We start from the raw sequence: 17,110 nt of genomic DNA, 5'->3' as shown, positions 1-17,110 counted from the left end.
CCCCATATGAAACCAGCATCAGGAAAAACAATGAAATTTGGATTCATCGCACACCCGACCTCGGTCGGACTCAAGCGTTACGTGAAGATGCTCGACCTGCTGCAGCGTCAATCGAAAGACCTGCAAAGCGGCTACCAACGTGACTTGTGGCGCCGCGAAAACATGGTTCCCTTCGTCGACTTCGGCCAGATCCGTTCCGCCGCCGGCGCCACCTGCGAAGGCATCGTGCACTACCTGCCGCTGACCGCCGATGAAATGCTGGCGTCGGCGCGCGAGGTGCAGGAACGCATCTTCGAAGGCATCGACACGCTGGGCAAACAGGGCGCACACCTGGTCGGCCTCGGCGGCTTCACGTCCATCATCGGCAAGCGCGGCCTGGTCACCGCCGAGCGCGCCAGCCTGCCGGTCACCAGCGGCAATTCGCTCACGACCTATGCCGCTTACAAGGCCCTGCTGCAGGTGTTCGAATGGCTGCAACTGCGCCCGCAGGATGCACAGGTGGCGATTGTCGGTTACCCCGGCTCGATCTGCCTGTCTCTGGCGAAACTGCTGCTGGCGCAAGGCTGCCGCCTCGACCTGTTGTACCGCAGCGGCAGCGCCAGTCGGGAAGAATTGCTGGAACACCTGCCGGCGAAATGGCATGCGCAGGTAACGCTGCGCGACAGCATCGACGACTGCTATGCGAACAACCGCCTCTTCGCATCGGCTACCTCGTCCGGCGACGTGATCGACGAGGCGCGCCTGCTGCCGGGTTCGATCGTGGTCGATATTGCCTTGCCGCGCGATGCGGTCCGCAGCACGCCGCCACGTACCGACACGCTGGTGATCGACGGCGGCTGCATGACCGCGTCGCCGCAGGTGAAGCTGGGCGGGGAATCATTGAACATGGCGATCAAGCAGCAGATCAACGGCTGCCTGACCGAGACCATGGTGCTGGCCTTGGAGGGGCGCGCCGAGTGCTTTTCCATCGGGCGCACCTTGGAGCCGGAAAAGGTGCTGGAGATCGGTGCGCTGGCCGAGCGGCACGGCTTTTACGCATTCCCGCTGGCGTCCTGGGGTGAGCGCATCAATGAGAAAATCATCAGCGGCCTGGCTCGTTATCACCGGCGCCAGGAGTCCGCTGCGGCACCCGCCGATAGCGGCGAACAGCGTCGTACACAGACGCTGCAGCGCTACCGCAGCCACATCAATCCCATGCTGGCCGACTTCCTCGGCATGCAGCGCTGCGATCATGTGTTCGATCGCGCCGAGCAATGCACGCTGACCGATACCGAAGGCCGGCAATTCCTCGACATGGTGTCCGGTTACGGTTGCCTGAACCTCGGCCACAATCCGCGCATCGTGACCGAGGCGATCCGCAAGTTCCTGACCGATTCGACACCCAACTTCGTGCAATACGTGTCGTTGCCGCAGGAGACCGCAAAGCTGGCCGAGCGCTTGTGCGCGATTACGCCCGGCGAATTCGAGCGTGTGTTCTTCAGCAACTCCGGCACCGAAGCGGTGGAGGCGGCGCTGAAACTGGCGCGTGCAGCCACCGGCCGCACACGCTTCGTGTACGCGGAAAACAGTTACCACGGCAAGACGCTGGGCGCCTTGTCGGTGACCGGCCGCGAAAAGCACAAGAAGCATTTCCGGCCGCTGGTGCCGGGCTGTGTCGGCGTCGCTTTCGGCGATCTCGAGGCATTGCGCAGCGAATTACTATCCGAAGAGGTGGCGGCCTACATTGTCGAACCGATCCAGGGCGAGGGTGGCGTCCAGGTACCGCCGGCCGGTTACCTGGCGGCGGCGCAGGAGATCTGCCGTCAGACCGGCACGCTGTTGATCGTCGACGAGATCCAGACCGGGCTGGGACGCACCGGCCGCATGTTCGCCAGCGAGTGGGAAGGACTTGAACCGGACATTATGGTGCTGGCGAAATCGCTGTCGGGCGGCTTGATCCCGATCGGCGCCACGCTCAGCACCGCGCAGGTATGGGATGCCGCCTACGGCACCATGGGCCGTTTCCTGCTGCACACATCCACCTTCGGTGGCTGCAACATCGCCGCAGTCGCCGGCCTGGCCGCGCTCGACGGCCTGCATCAGCAGGGTCTGGCCGAACGCGCGGACGAACTCGGCACCTACTTCAAGGCGGAGCTGGAAAAAGCCACCGAACACTATCCGTTCATCGCCGAAGTGCGCGGGCGCGGCCTGATGCTCGGCATCCAGCTCGACAACGATTTCGCGGGCGCGGTGGAAGCCTGCGCACGCGAATTCGGCACGCGCCTGCCGGGCGACTGGCACCTGACCTACCGTTTCTTCCCCGATGAAGTGAAGCAGCACCTGGCCGCTGCGATGAGCAAGATGGAAGAGTCGCTGGCCGAGATGTTCTGCATGCGCTTCGTCACCAAGCTCAGCAATGACCACGGCATCCTCACCTTCGTCACGGCCAATAGTTCGACCGTGATCCGCATCCAGCCGCCGCTGGTGATCAGCCGGGAAGAAATCGATCACTTCGTGCGTTCGTTCGCGACCGTCTGCGAAGAAATGTCCACTTTCTTAAATTAATGGGAACCGCAACATGGAAATGAATAAAGAGCAGATCGTTGACTTGATGATGGGGTTTTTCAAGACCAAGACGATTACTGCCGCCCTGGAACTTAAAGTCTTCGACGCGCTGGAGCAAGGCCCGGCAACGGCAGAAGCCATTTGCGAGCACCGCAAGATTCCGCTGCAATCCGGCAAGCGTCTGCTGATCGCCTTGACTGCCATCGGCCTGCTGGCGAAGGAGGAGGATCATTTCCGCCTCACCCAGGCTGCGCGCGACTACATGGTGAGCGGTTCAGCGCAATGGCTGGGCTGGCTCGGTCGCCATATCGATACCTTCCTGTATCCGCTGTGGTCACATACGGCGCAAGGGGTGCGTGAGGACAAGGATCAGCGTCAGGCGGCTTTCGGCGATGACCGCAGCTGGTTCAGCATCCTGTACCAGAACCCGCAGGATGTCGTTGATTTCCAGGAATTCCTCGGCATTTTCGCGAAACCCTTTATCGAGGGCATGCTGCAGGGATTCGATTTTTCCGGCTACAGGAAATTCATGGATATCGGCAGCGGCATCGGCACCTTGCCAATGGCTGTCGCTGCGCGCTATCCACAGCTTGGCCTGAGCATCTGCGAACTGCCGCAGGCGACCAGCTTCGTGCGCGACAAGATCGCCGAAAACGGTTATGCCGACCGCATCAAGATCGTGGCGGGCGACGTCATCGGCGGCACCATCCCCAAGGGGGAACACGACCTGATTCATCTCGGCTGGATGCTGCACGACTATGCGCCGGACATCCAGATGCAGATCCTGCGTCACATCCACGAGGCGCTGCCGCCGGGCGGCACCTTCATCGCCAGCGAGACACCGTTGGCCGATGACGAAAGCGGCCCACTGTTCACGTCGCTGCTGTCGATCAACATGCTGGTGTCCACTGACGGCGGCATCGAATCGACCTGCGCGCAATACCTGCAACGCTTCACAGAAGCGGGCTTCGTCAATGCCAGGGTGCAGGCGATACCGGGGCCGCGCACCTTGTTCATCGGCGAAAAGCGCAAATAAGCGCGGCTGTCAGAACCCTGAAACCATCATCTAGCGAGAGAACACCATGTTAGGAAACAAGCTTCTTGCGTATATCGCGGAGAACTACCTCGGCGGCGAGTCCCAGCAGTTTGCGCTGGACACCCCCTTGCTGGAATTGAACATCATCGATTCCAGTGCCTTGTTCGATCTGGTCGACCTGCTGCGGCGGGAAGCCGGCGTGACAGTGCCTCTGAAGGCGGTCGTCCCGACCAATTTCAAATCGGTGCAGCACATGCTCGATCTGGTCGAGCGCCTGCAAAGCGAAAGCCGGCCGGCACTGGCACAAGTAGCGGGGGTAGCATGATGAACGACCAGGTAATCGACCACATCGCAACGCCGGACGCGGGACTGCAGGCGTATGTGCTGGACATGTTCCAGACCCACACCGGCTACGCACGCGCCGACCTCGTGCCGGATGCCAATTTCGAGAGCGATCTCGGGATCGACTCGGTGACGCTGGCCACCACCCTTGCGGAGCTTTACAAGGCACTCGGCCTGTCCAGCCGGCAAAATCCGCAACACACAAGCACGATTGCGCTCGTGCTGGCGCATATCGGGCAATGCCTGGAACAGGACGGAAAGACGCTTGCCTTGCCGCAGCGACCCTGCGTGCCGGAGCACGCAGCCGATGCGCTGACGACGGCGGTCATCGCCGCCTACAGCCGGCACACCGGTTACAAGCCGGGCGACCTCGTGCCGGATGCCGGGCTCGAGAGTGATCTCGGCATCGACTCCGTTACTCAGGCAGCCGTGTTGTCCGAGCTTCCCAAGTTGCTTGGGATTGCCGCCCTCACCTTTCCCGCAGGGTTGACCAGCATTGCACAGGTCATCGCGCATCTGCGGCCTCTCGTGCAAGCGGACATGCTGGAACCGGCAGCGCCGGCAATGGCAGTGCCGCCGGCGACGGAAGAAAAGAAGTGGTCGGAGTTCATCGACAACCTCAGCCATGCTGACGCCAGCGCGCTTTCCGTGGCGGCAGAGCCGACAGCGGACGACGCTCGTACGATGAGGGATTTCGTCCACATCCCGCATCGCGACCTGTTCCATAAGGCCCGCGAGTTCAATACCTTCTATCAGCGCAAGCAGCAAGAACAGTTGTACTGGTACGGCATGCCGCTGGAATCGCGCTGCAGCAACCGTGCGGTGATCTACGACGAGGTCAGCGGCAAGCGCCGGGAATTCCTGATGTTTGCGTCGAACAATTACCTGGGCCTGGCGAATCATCCGGAAGTGATCGAGGCGATCGTCAAGGGCGTGCGCGAATACGGCGCCACGAATACCGGCTGCCGCCTGATCGGCGGCACCAATGTGCTGCACATGGAACTGGAGCGGCGGCTGGCGAAGCTCAAGGGCAGGCAGGCATGTATCGTCTACCCGTCCGGCTATTCCGCCAACCTGGGTTGCATTTCCGCGCTGGCCGGGCAGAACGATCTGATCTTTACCGATGCGCTGAACCACATGAGCATCCAGGACGGCTGCAAGCTGGCCGGCGCAGCGCGCAAGATTTATCCGCACGACCTGGACGGACTGGAAAAAATCCTGCAGAAATATGCCGACCACGACGGCGGCAAGCTGATCGCCACCGACGGCGTGTTCAGCATGCACGGCGATGTGGTCGACTTGCCGCGCCTGGTCGCGCTGGCGAAGCAATACGGTGCGCGGGTCTTGGTTGACGATGCGCATTCCACCGGTGTGCTCGGCCGCACCGGTTCGGGCACCACCGAGCATTTCGGCATGAAGGGCGCGGTGGACCTGGAAGTCGGCACCATGAGCAAGACCTTGGCTGGCGTCGGCGGCTTCGTTTGCGGCGACGAGGAGGTGGTCGATTACCTGCGTTTCTATTCGCATTCCTATGTGTTTGCAGCGACTATCCCGGCGGCGGTCGCGGCCGGCCTGATCGCCGCGATCGACGTGATGGAACGCGAGCCGCAACGCATCAGCAAGCTGTGGCGCAACGTCCATCACTTGCGCGGCCATTTGCTCGAAGCCGGGTTCGACCTTGGGCATTCCGCCAGCGCGATCCTCCCGATTGTGGTCGGCGATGATCGCAAGACGCTGGAATTTGGACGCGCGGCGCGTGCACGCGGCATGTATTGCCAGACCGTGGTGTTCCCCGGCGCCGCTGTCGGCGATGCGCGTTTGCGCATCAGCGTGAGCAGCGAGCACACGGCCGATGATCTCGATGAGGCGGCGCAGATACTGGTCGATGCGGCGAAGGAGGTGGGGGTGGCGGTGCGGGGATAGGTTTTCAGGTGAAGGACTGACGGTTCCTCCCCCTCTGTAAGGGGGAGGTGCCCTATCCCGGATAGCAATGTGCGTGCACGGGAACGGCAAAGGACCGGTGACCCTCTTTTTTACAAAGAAGTGAAGCCCCTCAATCTAATTGACAGAAGAACATGAGCACTCCAACCTTCACCCCAGTCATTGATTACCTGCGCACCTCCGCGCAGGAACATCCCGATCGTCTTGCATTCGTTGATCCTGACGACATCAGTTATGGACAGTTCTACCAGGCCGTGCGCCAGCGCGCTGCACATTTTGCGCGCCATGGAACACAGCATGGCGACCGCGTCGCCATCTGGCTGCCGAAATGCCAGGACTATGCGTTGTCGCTCCATGCGGCGATGGAAATCGGCGCCGTCTATGTGCCACTGGACGGCACCCAGCCGGCGGAACGCGCAAGGAAAATCCTGGACAGCGCCGAACCGACGGTGCTGGTCACGGATGCCGCACATTTCCGTGCGCTGGACGGATGGCAGCGCGATACGCTGAAACTGGTGCTGATCGTTGATGATGTGCCTTGCGCTGATGCGCCGCTTGCTAATACTGCGATCATGAAGCTTGCCGCACTACAGCCGTCGGTCGAACTGCCGCCACCATTCGCCGCCGGTGTGGACGATCTCGCCGCCATCCTGTTTACCTCCGGCTCCACAGGCGTGCCGAAAGGCGTGCAGATCAGCTACGGTAACCTGCACAGTTTCATCGCTTGGGCACTGGCGGAATTGAAGCTGACGCCGCACGACGTAGTCGCCAACCATGCCGGTTTTCATTTCGACCTGAGCACCTTCGATTACTTCGCCGCCGCTGCAGTCGGCGCTGCGGTATGGATCGTGCGCGAGGACGAGCAGCGCGATCTTGCGGCGCTGATCGCCGGCATCCGGCGACACAAGGTCAGCGTCTGGTACAGCGTGCCGTCGGCACTCGCGCTGCTCGCTGGCAGCGGCGAGCTGACATCCGAGGTGACTGCATCGTTGCGCCATGTGCTGTTCGCTGGCGAGGTATTCCCGATACGGCAACTGCAGGCATTGAAATCCTGCCTGCCTGCGGCATGCGCGCTGTATAACCTGTACGGCCCGACCGAGACCAACGTCTGCCTGTACTACCAGGTGCGCGACGATGACATGGCGCGCGACAAGCCAGTCTATATCGGCAGCACGCTGCCCGGCGTGATTGCGGAAATTGTCGACGCAGACGGGCAGCCGGTCAGCGGCGAACGTGCGATCGGCGAACTGGTCGTTTCTGGCGCGTGCGTGACGCCTGGCTACTGGCGCCGGCAGGAACCGGCCGCTCACGTCAACCACCTGCGCGGGCGGCATGCCACAGGCGACTTGGTCGGCATCGAGAACGGCTTCCTGTATTACCACGGCCGCAAGGACCGCATGCTCAAGCTCAACGGCAACCGTATCGAGCTGGGCGAAATCGAAGCGGTGCTGGGCGCGATGCCGGGTCTCGCGGAAGTCGCGGTCGTGGCGGCGTGCGCGGGGGATACGCAACACCTCGTTGCCTATTACACGCTGCGGCATGCCGGCGCAAGACTAGGCGTGCTCGATATCAAGAGCTACTGCAGCGCCCGCCTTCCGCGCTACATGATCCCCAGGCTTGCCCGGCAACTGGAAGAATTGCCGAAGAATGCGAATGGCAAGATCGACTACCGCGCGCTGGAGCAACTGACTGGCAGCACCAGCGACAGCGCAGCCATGCCGCATGCGGACAACCGCAACGACATCGTCACCGCCGATGCATAAGCCGCCGCCTTTCGAGCCGATCGCGATCGTCGGCATCGGTTGCCTGTATCCACAGGCGCGCGGCAAGGATGCGTTCTGGCGGCAGCTGCAGGCGGGGGAGTCTCACTTTGCGCCGCTGCCGCTGGCACGTTACTGGGACACTGACGGCAACGTGCGCGAACAGTTGCGAGGATGGCACGGCGCCTTTTTCGACGAGATGGAATGCGATTTCAAGCGCTTCCGCATTCCGCCGGTCTACCGCAAATCGGTATCGCAAATGATGTTGATGCTCTTGCAGGTGGCGGACGAGTGCGTGCGCGATGCCGGGTATGACAAGCGCGATCTGCCGCGCGATGACGTGGCCGTTATGTGCGGCACCTGCTTCGGCTTCGACAGCACCATCGCCAACGCATTGAAGGTGGAAGGCGTGCGGCTGGCGCATGAACTTGCTGGCAGCGCAGAGGAATTTTCGCGCCTGAAGGAGACATTGCGCGAGCGCTTCGGTTCCTCCTCGCATGACCGGGTCGGCGAAATGGCAAGCAGCATTCCGGCGCGCATTGCATCCTTCCTGTCGCTGCGTGGTCCGGTGCAGTCAATGGAATGCGCGGATGCGACCGGCTACGCGCTGCTGGAGGCGGCCAGCCTGTCGCTTCACAGCGGCCAGAGCAGGGCAGTCATCGTCGCCAGCGGACAACGCATCGAGAGCCTTCTGACGCCGTTGGCACTGGCAAGAAAGGGTTTTACCGGCGCCTGCGGCGGCCACCCTTTTGCGCAGGACGGAGCAGGCACGCCCATGGGCGAAGGCGCCACCGCGCTGCTGCTCAAACGCTTGTCCGATGCGCGACGCGACAACGACCGCATCTACAGCGTGCTGCGCGGCATGGGTGCGGCAAGGCAGGACGTGCCGGGGGCATTGGCGTATGCAGTTGATGGCACGGCGGCGTTCCATGTGATCAATGAAGCTTGTGCACAGGCGGACGTGACGGCGGCGGCGCAACAGTATATCGACTGCGTGCTGCCCGGCATCGGCAGCCAGGCGCCGCAGTTGTTGAGCGTCTTGAGCGATGCCTGTGCGCAAGGCAAGCATCAGCCGCTGCACCTTGGCGCCAGTGTCGCCACATTCGGTCATACCTTTGCCAATGCGGCACTGGCCGCAGTAGCAGGCAGCAGCCTGGCCTTGCACGAAAAAACCTTGCCGCAGATGCGCAGTTCGGCAGCGCTGCATGCGCGTGCCGGTATGGCGTATCCCGGTGCTGCTATTGCCTGGCCTGGCGACGCGCCGCAGCTTGCCGGCGTCTTTGGCAGTAGCCTGACCGGCGTGCAATGGCATCTGCTGCTGTCGGCACCCGACAGTGCCAGTCATGCATTGTCGTCCGATATGTCGCCTGCGCAAGAACAGCAGGAAGCGATTGCGATCGTCGGCATCGGCGGTGCCTTCGGTCCCTGCAGCAATAGCGCCGACTTCGCGCAGCGCCTGTTCGACGGCCTTGATGCAGTGCAGCCGCTGCCGGAAAACGTGCTGCCGCGCTCCGCCTATTTTGGCGAAGGCGAGGCCGGTGTGCTGTCGAGCTATGCGCAATACGGCGCTGACCTCAAGCAGCGCGAGCATTACGATGCCGGTCTTGCCGCATATAGAATATTCCCGAAGCGCGCTGCCGCGCTGGATATCGCGCAAAAGCTGACCCTGCATGTCGCCGCCGAAGCACTGGCCGATTTCGGCCTGGCGCACAAGCGCGGCAAGCTCGGCCGCACCGCGGTGATGGTCGCCTCCAATCTCAGCCTGGGCCGCGAGCGCGAACTCGCGTGCCGGCTGCACGGGCCTGAACTGGTGCGCACCTTGGGAAGCGTGCCCGATGCCGGTACGGCGGACAAGGGCATCGATCATTTCACGCTGGACGGCTACCTTGCCAGCGGCAGTGCGGCACTGGTGTCGGCCTGCTTCGGCCTTGCCGCGATGCCGGTCGCGGTGGAAGCGGCCTGCGCGTCGTCACTGGCGGTGTTGAACAATGCGGTGCTGGCCTTGCGTCAGCATCGCTACGACCTGGTGCTGGCCGGCGGCGTCGAATTGCCGGCCAACCTGCGCGATCTGGTGCTCTGTTCGTCGCAAATGATGCTGTCGCAACAAAGGATAGCGCCGTTTGCCGAGCATGCCGACGGCTTCTCGCCGGGCGATGGCGCGGCGCTGTTCGTGCTCAAGCGGCTCAGCGATGCGCTGCGCGACGGCGACCGTATTCATGCGACGATCACCGGCGTTGGCGGCTCCGCCGATGCAGTGTCGATGACCGCGCCCGATCCAGACGGGCAGGCGCTGGCGATGCGCCGCGCCTTCGCGCAGGCCGGCTATGCGCCAGCGACCGTGCAGTACGTCGAAGCGCACGGTACCGGCACGCGCCTGGGCGATCTGGCGGAACTGACGTCGATCGGCAGCGTGTACGGCGGCGCGCGCGCAGTGCCGCTGCGCATCGGTTCGGTCAAATCCAACATCGGTCATACCTTCGCCGCCGCTGGCGCCGCCGGCTTGCTGAAAACGGTGCTCGCCTTGCAGCGGCATGCGCTGCCGGCCACCTTGCTGCGCCGCCGGATCGATCCGCAGTTGCCGCTGGCGGGCATCCCGGCCGAACTGGTGACCGCCAACACGCGCTGGGATGCGATCGACGGCAGCCGGCGCGCGGCGGTCAGTTCCTTCGGCACCGGCGGCATCAATTACCACCTGCTGCTGCAAGCAGATGACAGCGTTCACTAACCACGGGAATCTCACATGCAATCCATCGTCCATAAAATCCGCCTGCTTGACATCGGCCATGCGCAGGCTTTCGAAAACTGGGTACTGGACACCGACTATGCGACCTGTCCGGAATTGCCGAGTGTGCGCAGTTTCGACGTGTCCCGGGTCAGTAGCGCGCATGATGCGCCGTTCCACTATATCGAGGTAATCAAGGTGAGCAGCAACGAGGCATTCAAGCGCGACATGGGCAGCGCGAGCTTCGCGCGGCTGGTGCAAGGCTTTTCCACGATGGCGGAAGTGGTGGAGGAAGTCGCCGGCACGCAGCTCGGCGCCGGTTACCGGGCGCCTGCATGAGCGGCATTGCCGCTATCATGTTGCCTCAGACGGAAACGGCTTGCACAGTGGGCATCGGTGACTGCGTTGTCAGCGCAGTGTCGGTCGACGCGGTAGCGCGGCGCGAACATGATCATGCTTACCTCGCACGCATGTTTGGCAATACCGAGCGCGAGCGGCTGCACGGATTGCGGCTGGCCAAGCGGCGGCGCGAATGGATGGCCGGGCGCGTCGCCGCCAAGGCCGCATTACAGCATCTGCATGCGCAGGCCGGTACCGAATCGCCGTTGCATGCGCTGGTCATCGGCAACAGCAGTGCCGAACACAATCGCGGCCAGCCGGAGGCAGCCGGTGCCCATGTCAGCATCAGCCATTCGCAAGGATATGCGGTGGCTGCGGCCAGTGCTTATCCGGTCGGCATCGATATAGAGCGTGTGAGGCCGTTTCCGGATGCGGCACGCGAGATGGCATTTACTGCGCATGAATTGCGCGTCAGCGCCGCCGGCGGCGATGCCGTCCGTACCGCGGTCTGGGCCTTCAAGGAAGCCTTCATGAAGGCACACGGAAAAAGCATATTCGGCTGGTTTGCCGACATCGAGCTGGAAGCAACCGGCAGCGACGGCCGCTTGTCATGGCGCCTGTCGCCGCGCCTGGTGGCACAGTTGCCGAGCAGCCAAGGATCGCAGCTGAGCGGCTACGGCGGGCTGATCGGCGATTACGCGCTGGCGCTGGTAGGACAGTGCGTCTCACACGGTACGGATACGGGACGTTGATGGAATTTGAAGAAAACCTGCTACAAGCAGTCGACATTGCGCGCCAGGCGCCGTCTTCGCACAACTGCCAGCCATGGAAGCTGGTGCACATCGAAGACAGGCGGATGCGGGCGCAACTTTTGCCGGCACATGCATGGCCGGAGCACGGGCAGTTGCTGCTGCTGGGCATCGATCGCAAGCGTACCTTGAGAGCCTTACCCAGTCTTGCGCTGGAAATGCAGCTCAGTTGCGGCATGTTCCTCGGCTTGTTGAGCGCGGCCTTCGATGCGCTGGGCTTTGACTGCAACTGGCACTGGCTGGATATGCTCGATACACAGGCCCCGGCAGCCATGCCGTTCTTGCAATCGCTGGAACAAGGGCATGGCTGCCGGGGCCTGGTGTTGCTTGCTCTGCAGCCGCAGTGCGTTCCAGATGCCACGGCATTAGCCGGGTTGCAAGACAGCGTCCGGCAGCGCCGTACGCATCGCGCGCCGTTTGCCGAGGGCAGTTGCAGTGACATGGTGCTCGCGCAATTGCTGGAACGGCACTGGCCGGAACAACTGACCGGGGACCAACTGCATATCCAGATGGAACGCAGCCCGGCCTTCATTGCCCGTGCCGCCGATTTGGTACGGCAGTTCGCGGCGCTGGACTTCTCCAGCTACCGCGCATGGAAGGAAACCTACCGCTACCTGCATTTCGATCCGCGCAAGCCGGCCGAGGACGGTTTTTATCTGCATAGCCTGATGGGACCGATGTCGCCGCTGCGTACGCGCATCATGCAATGTGTGCTGGCGCCGGAGCTCATGCAAGTGCTGCGCATCGTGCGCGTGCCGCATAAGATGGCGGCGCAACTGGCGGCGCTGGTAGAAGACTCAGCGCAACTGCTGTTGTGCAGCCTGCCGTCGGACGACCTTGCATCGCCGGTGATGGTCCAGGCCGGCGCGCGCCTGATGGAAGTATGGCTGAACGCGCAGCGGCTCGGACTTGCGCTGCACCCGCTCAGCGTGATGCTGCAGCACGACCGGGCACGCGGCGAACTGCAGCGCCTGGCCGGCGGCGACCGGCGCATCGTTTTCTTCGCGCGCCTCGGTGCGATCAGGCAGCGGCACGGCGAATGCCTGCGCAGGCCGCTTGCCGCCATCATTGAAACCCACGGCGAGACAGTCTGATCCTTCCGCCAAAAGTAAGCGGTAAGCCCGCGGCGTTATGTTCATCGGCCAGCATGGCCAGCACAATCTCCTCACGGTCAACAACACGGGGGAGCCATGAACCAGCAAGCATCCACATCAACCAGGGCGCAAGGAGAGTCTGCATGGCGTGAGCGTCTGTCGCGCCATGCTTGCAGCGGCAAGACGGTCGAGGCTTCCTGCCGCTCATCGAGAAGATGGCCCGGAAACACAAGCGCCCGGTCGGCTGCAGCTGGCGCATGGATGAGACCTACATCAAGGTCAAGGGCGTCTGGAAATACCTCTACCGCGCCGTCGACAAGCAGGGCAAGACCGTCGACTTCCTGCTGACAGCCAAGCGCGACATGGCTGCGGCGAAGCGCTTCTTCGACAAGGCCATGAGAGCGAACGGCGATCTGGACAAGGTCGCGATGGACAAGAGCGGCGCCAACAAGGCGGCGATCGATGCGATCAACGCCGGCCGCGACGTACCGATCCTGGTGCGCCAAATCAAATACCTCAACAACATCGTCGAGCAGGACCATCGCGCCATCAAGCGAATGACCAGGCCGATGCTCAACTTCAAATCGTTCCGGTCTGTCGGCTCCGTGCTCGCCGGCATCGAGCTGATGCACATGATTCGAAAGGGTCAGTTTGCCGTCGATGACGCTTCGCCCATGTCATTCGCCGACCAATTCTATGCGTTGGCAGCACAAGTCCGTCCAGTGTAAGCCGGGGCCATGCTCAGCACGAAAAAATCCGGGCTGGGCTCAACAACGCGACAGAACCTAGTTACGCCGCCCGGCACGTCGAGGCGCTGAAAGTGCCAAGAACGGAGACAACGAGTGAAATCGTTGAGGCGGTGATGTTCATCTACGGTGAGCTCCTGGCAGGCCGTGAACCCTCAGCCGACGATCTGTCATTGCTGTGATAGGCCACCGGCAATATTTTATGATGACGGATTTCCTTTGTTCGTCCTGCACCGGGCGAAGATCTCATATATCTTGTCCATGATTGTTCCTTTCGATGGGGAATGAACCTGTTAGACATCTCTGCTGTTCAGTAGTTCAGCGCGGTTTTCAGCGCCTGGCGGTTCATTTACGGGAAGAATCGGGGATCGTAAATCCAGCGCTTTATCGTGGTGGCGGTAATCGCGGCCGCGTCGCTGTGCTGAGGGTTGATCAACACATTGTATTCGTCCGGCACAATCACGGAAGGCACTAGCAACAGGGCGGTGGTACCGGAGGCGGCCCACCGGTCTCCCGCATTCCTAGCGGTCAGACCGGCCGGAATCGCGTCCCATCCTCCGGGCAGTGGGGCGAGTGCCTGGCGTGCATCCCATACGATTTCGGGGATGTCGATTCGCACAAGATAGCGATTGAACGGGAGCCCACCGTTGCTCAGGTAATGCACCGTTTCGAGTGTAGCCAAGGCGATATTGGAGGCGCTGTAGACCAGAGGCGTACCTTTGCTGTTCCAGCGTCCGCCCGACATTTTCGCGCCGGTACCGCTCAGGTCATCGGCAGTGTACGTGGGCGCCTCGACCGCGATACGCCAGACAGCCACAGTCATGCGTATGCCCCGCTCTGGCTCATCGAGAGTAATTCGGCCACAAGCTTCTGGCCCTCGAACGTGTCCATGTAGCTGGCCGGGGTCGCGCCGGCCAGCGCCGGCAGCGGTTTGGACAGCCAGTTCGACACCCAACGTGCGGCGTCGAAGCCGGAGGGGTCGCCAGACTGTTCGATCATGGTCTGTACCATACCGATCAACGTTTCAACGCCGAGCACCCGTTCCGACTCGTCCTTGGAAAGCACCGTCGCATTCTTTTCCTTGCGGCTGATCGTTGCGCGGGACAGGCCAAGGCTCGACAGCAGATTCTCCTTGCTCATGCCCATGCGCAACGACAAATTACCAATCATAGACGCGTCAATGCCCTGCCGGATCACTGCGATTCGTTCCTGGGGATCAAGACGGTAGAGTTGCGTGCCCTCAATGGTAACTGTACGCTTGGACGTTGCTTTCACTCCGACGAACGTACCGCTGGCAGCTGACCGCGCCACCTTGCCAGCGGTACGTCCGGTCGGTACCGCTGGTTTTGCTTCTACTTTGGAACTTGACATGACCGTCTCCTTTGAGACTATATTATAGATCAAATGAGGCGAGCCGCAAGCGTCGCGCGCAAAGTTCTTGCGTAGGCTTTCCTACCGTCTGGGGCAAATTGGATCCGTTTGCTCGGGCGGGTATAACGGGTGTACAGTGTGCAGGATCGACGAGCAAGGAGACCATCGTGGGCGATCCGAGGGCAGTCTTCATGGAGCAGGCGCGTAAGCTGATCGTCAGGACGCCTGGCCACCCGCTGCGCAACCTACTCGACGCCGAGGGCAAGTGGCTGGCTCGATTCACCTGGACCAAGGCCGGCGAAGTGTCGCCCGCAATACAAGCCGGCCACATCAAGAGCAGATGGGTGGGCGGCGAGCGGCTGGCCCTGCAAGACGCCCACACCAACCAGCTTGAAGGCAACGTTGTCGAGACGCAGGGCGGGTGGATCGAACGCGAGGCCGTCGACATCGGCGGTGTGCCAGTCGAGAAGGACACCGCCATCATGCTGGAGGCCGATCCGGAAATGAAAATCCCGCAGGGAACCGTGGCCGCCGCCCACCCCACGAAGGGGTGGATCAGCGGCGACAAGCTCGGCAGTGGCAACAGCTTTGGCGGCCTGGGCGGGGCCGGGTTTGTGATGTTCTGGGCAGTGGTGGGCTTCATCGCGGACAACGTGGGGTTCGGGCTGTTCATGGCGGCGATGGCATCCTTTGTCGTGGGATGCCGTTGGGTGTACACGAAACTCATTGGCGGAGTCCACTGGCCTGCCTGGCCACGGGTTTCGCCTCCTCCCACTGCGCCGCGATCTTCGCAGACACCCTCGTGGACGCCGCCCTCACAGCCCATGCGTGGGACGACTGTGCCGCCGCATCAGCAGGCGCCAGCGGAGCCCTTTCCACCACAGCCGGCGCCCGCCCCACAGCATTCCGCGGCCCCACCGCCGCCGTCGCCTGCCGGGCCGCCACCGGCGGAACCGTTTCCCTGGACCCAACCCTTCCAGCCGCCCGCCTGGAGCCCGCCACCAGAGCAGCATTCCGGGATGCAGCAAGTCTGGGAAGCTGGGCCGGCGCCAGCTCCAGCGCCATCAGCGCCATCACCCGCAGCCCCGCTACCGCCTTCGATGCCCGAGCCGACTCCTCCAACGCGAGCACCGTCACCAACGCCGGAGCCTGCAGTCCAGTCTCCTTCGCCAACTGCACCATCTCCACCTCCAACTGCACCATCTCCACCTCCAACTGCACCATCTCCACCTCCAACTGCACCATCTCCACCTCCGCCGGATTATGGCGGGTCTGGCTATACCGGTGGTGGCGGCAGGGGTGGCGGCGGCGGATCGACGGATTCGTATTGATTGGAGTGGGCCCTGCCTCGCGCTTGTTTTCCCCTGGCGCCGCCTGGCGAAAAAGGAAAATCTGCTGGTCTGGTCGATGCTTCGGGTTGGGGTTTGAGGTGCAGTGGAACGTAAAACACGGTTAAGCCATCGGGCCAGTCCTCGCAACGGCGGGCAAGATAGCAGGGCGAAGCAGTGGGACATTTCGCGGCCGGGAGTCTCCCGCCAAGGTGGCACAACGCGTCGGTCCGCCATGCGGATACGGGCCAGACATGTTTCCATGAGTGCAACCAAGTCCTGACGTTTGAGCAGCTGCTCTCTGAAAATGACAGCTATCGCGTCGGCAGCATCTATGAACTCATCTTGACCGGCCAAGCCCTTAACCCAATTGTGCGTTCCGTTGAACCTTAAACCCCAGCTTGGTGCGTCAGGTCAAATACAGCGGCATCACCCCCCTGTGTCAGACTAGTTGTCGCCTCTAGATTTCATCCAAATAGAGGCAGATATGAGATCAAGGCATTCCCCGGCATTTGTAGAACAAGCACTGGTCAAGGTATTCTCTCGCGGCGGCAGGAGCGTGCAGGCAGTCGCGGACGAGATCAACGTCAATTACCACACGCTTAAAAATTGGATGGTTAGGAAAGTCGTGATAGAGAAGAACGCCCCGGCGGCGAAAGAGAAGCGACCACAGGATTGGAGCGCCCAGGAGCAATTGCTGGCGTTGCATGAAACCCATGGCATGCTTGGTGAAGCATTGAGCGCGTGGTGTCGCGAGCACGGTATTTTTCCTCACCATTTGACCGAGTGGCAAGCGGCATTTTGCACGGACAGGAAATCGGCACCAGCGGATTCAAAAGCGCTGCGTTCCCTGAAGGACGACAACGAGAGATTACAACGAGAGGTGCTCCGCAAGGACAAGGCACTGGCGGAGGCGGCAGCGTTACTGATCCTGCAAAAAAAGTTCCGGGCCCCCCCCTGTGTCAAACTGTTGTGAGACAACTTCATCAGTCTAATTAAGGAAGTTGGCACACATATGGAATTGAACATGACAGCAGCATCACATCCGTCCGACGTTTCGGAAGCGGCAGCAAGTACT

13 protein-coding genes and 2 pseudogenes are annotated in these 17,110 nt (G+C 62.1%); 12 read left to right on the top strand and 3 right to left on the bottom strand.

Going from position 1 to position 17,110, the window contains the following annotated elements:
- Window positions 1–30: 30 nt before the first annotated feature.
- The 10 genes and pseudogenes from F2P46_RS32985 to F2P46_RS32940 all read left to right on the top strand — a co-directional run.
- A complete protein-coding gene (locus tag F2P46_RS32985) occupies window positions 31–2,544 on the top strand; it encodes an aminotransferase class III-fold pyridoxal phosphate-dependent enzyme (RefSeq protein WP_166898392.1) in 2,514 nt (837 codons plus the stop codon).
- 13 nt (window positions 2,545–2,557) lie between these two features.
- Entirely contained in the window at window positions 2,558–3,580 is a 1,023-nt protein-coding gene (locus F2P46_RS32980) for a methyltransferase (protein ID WP_166898391.1), read from the top strand.
- 46 nt (window positions 3,581–3,626) lie between these two features.
- Window positions 3,627–3,905: an acyl carrier protein gene (locus tag F2P46_RS32975; protein ID WP_166898389.1), complete on the top strand. Its 279-nt coding sequence runs from the start codon at window positions 3,627–3,629 to the stop codon at window positions 3,903–3,905.
- Window positions 3,902–5,845 (top strand): aminotransferase class I/II-fold pyridoxal phosphate-dependent enzyme, encoded by a 1,944-nt coding sequence (locus F2P46_RS32970; RefSeq protein ID WP_208296874.1) that lies wholly within the window; start codon window positions 3,902–3,904, stop codon window positions 5,843–5,845. The genes F2P46_RS32975 and F2P46_RS32970 overlap by 4 nt, the downstream gene beginning before the upstream one ends.
- Before the next feature lie 152 nt (window positions 5,846–5,997).
- On the top strand, window positions 5,998–7,626 hold the full coding sequence (locus tag F2P46_RS32965) for a D-alanine--poly(phosphoribitol) ligase (protein ID WP_166898387.1): 1,629 nt from the start codon (window positions 5,998–6,000) through the stop codon (window positions 7,624–7,626).
- On the top strand, window positions 7,619–10,348 hold the full coding sequence (locus tag F2P46_RS32960) for a polyketide synthase (protein ID WP_166898385.1): 2,730 nt from the start codon (window positions 7,619–7,621) through the stop codon (window positions 10,346–10,348). Before F2P46_RS32965 ends, F2P46_RS32960 begins: the two co-directional genes overlap by 8 nt.
- Before the next feature lie 15 nt (window positions 10,349–10,363).
- Entirely contained in the window at window positions 10,364–10,684 is a 321-nt protein-coding gene (locus F2P46_RS32955) for a RedY protein (protein ID WP_166898383.1), read from the top strand.
- Window positions 10,681–11,436: a 4'-phosphopantetheinyl transferase family protein gene (locus F2P46_RS32950; protein WP_166898382.1), complete on the top strand. Its 756-nt coding sequence runs from the start codon at window positions 10,681–10,683 to the stop codon at window positions 11,434–11,436. The genes F2P46_RS32955 and F2P46_RS32950 overlap by 4 nt, the downstream gene beginning before the upstream one ends.
- Window positions 11,436–12,587 (top strand): nitroreductase family protein, encoded by a 1,152-nt coding sequence (locus tag F2P46_RS32945; protein WP_166898380.1) that lies wholly within the window; start codon window positions 11,436–11,438, stop codon window positions 12,585–12,587. The genes F2P46_RS32950 and F2P46_RS32945 overlap by 1 nt, the downstream gene beginning before the upstream one ends.
- Before the next feature lie 197 nt (window positions 12,588–12,784).
- A pseudogene (locus F2P46_RS32940) lies at window positions 12,785–13,315 on the top strand (IS6 family transposase); the annotation flags it as partial.
- A gap of 367 nt (window positions 13,316–13,682) precedes the next feature.
- On the opposite strand, the gene F2P46_RS32935 reads toward F2P46_RS32940, so the two are convergent.
- Together F2P46_RS32935 and F2P46_RS38060 are read right to left on the bottom strand one after the other, a co-directional pair.
- Window positions 13,683–14,156, bottom strand: coding sequence for an RES family NAD+ phosphorylase (locus tag F2P46_RS32935; protein ID WP_166898378.1), 474 nt, complete (start codon window positions 14,154–14,156; stop codon window positions 13,683–13,685).
- A complete protein-coding gene (locus F2P46_RS38060; protein WP_229509551.1) occupies window positions 14,153–14,704 on the bottom strand; it encodes an antitoxin Xre-like helix-turn-helix domain-containing protein in 552 nt (183 codons plus the stop codon). The genes F2P46_RS32935 and F2P46_RS38060 overlap by 4 nt, the downstream gene beginning before the upstream one ends.
- A gap of 191 nt (window positions 14,705–14,895) precedes the next feature.
- Between F2P46_RS38060 and F2P46_RS38920 the strand changes: the two are divergent.
- Window positions 14,896–15,180: pseudogene (locus tag F2P46_RS38920) on the top strand (hypothetical protein); the annotation flags it as partial.
- Between the two features lie 247 nt (window positions 15,181–15,427).
- Here the strand turns inward: F2P46_RS38920 and F2P46_RS38360 are convergent.
- Entirely contained in the window at window positions 15,428–15,949 is a 522-nt protein-coding gene (locus F2P46_RS38360) for a hypothetical protein (protein WP_267875906.1), read from the bottom strand.
- Between the two features lie 570 nt (window positions 15,950–16,519).
- On the opposite strand from F2P46_RS38360, the gene F2P46_RS32920 reads away from it, so the two are divergent.
- Window positions 16,520–17,008: a transposase gene (locus tag F2P46_RS32920; protein WP_166898375.1), complete on the top strand. Its 489-nt coding sequence runs from the start codon at window positions 16,520–16,522 to the stop codon at window positions 17,006–17,008.
- The last annotated feature ends 102 nt before the right edge of the window (window positions 17,009–17,110 follow it).

Source organism: Massilia sp. CCM 8734, assembly GCF_011682155.1.
Classification (GTDB): Bacteria; Pseudomonadota; Gammaproteobacteria; order Burkholderiales; family Burkholderiaceae_D; genus Telluria_A; species Telluria_A rubra.
Note: the sequence above shows the minus strand (reverse complement) of the source record. Positions and strands in the feature narration are given on the sequence as shown.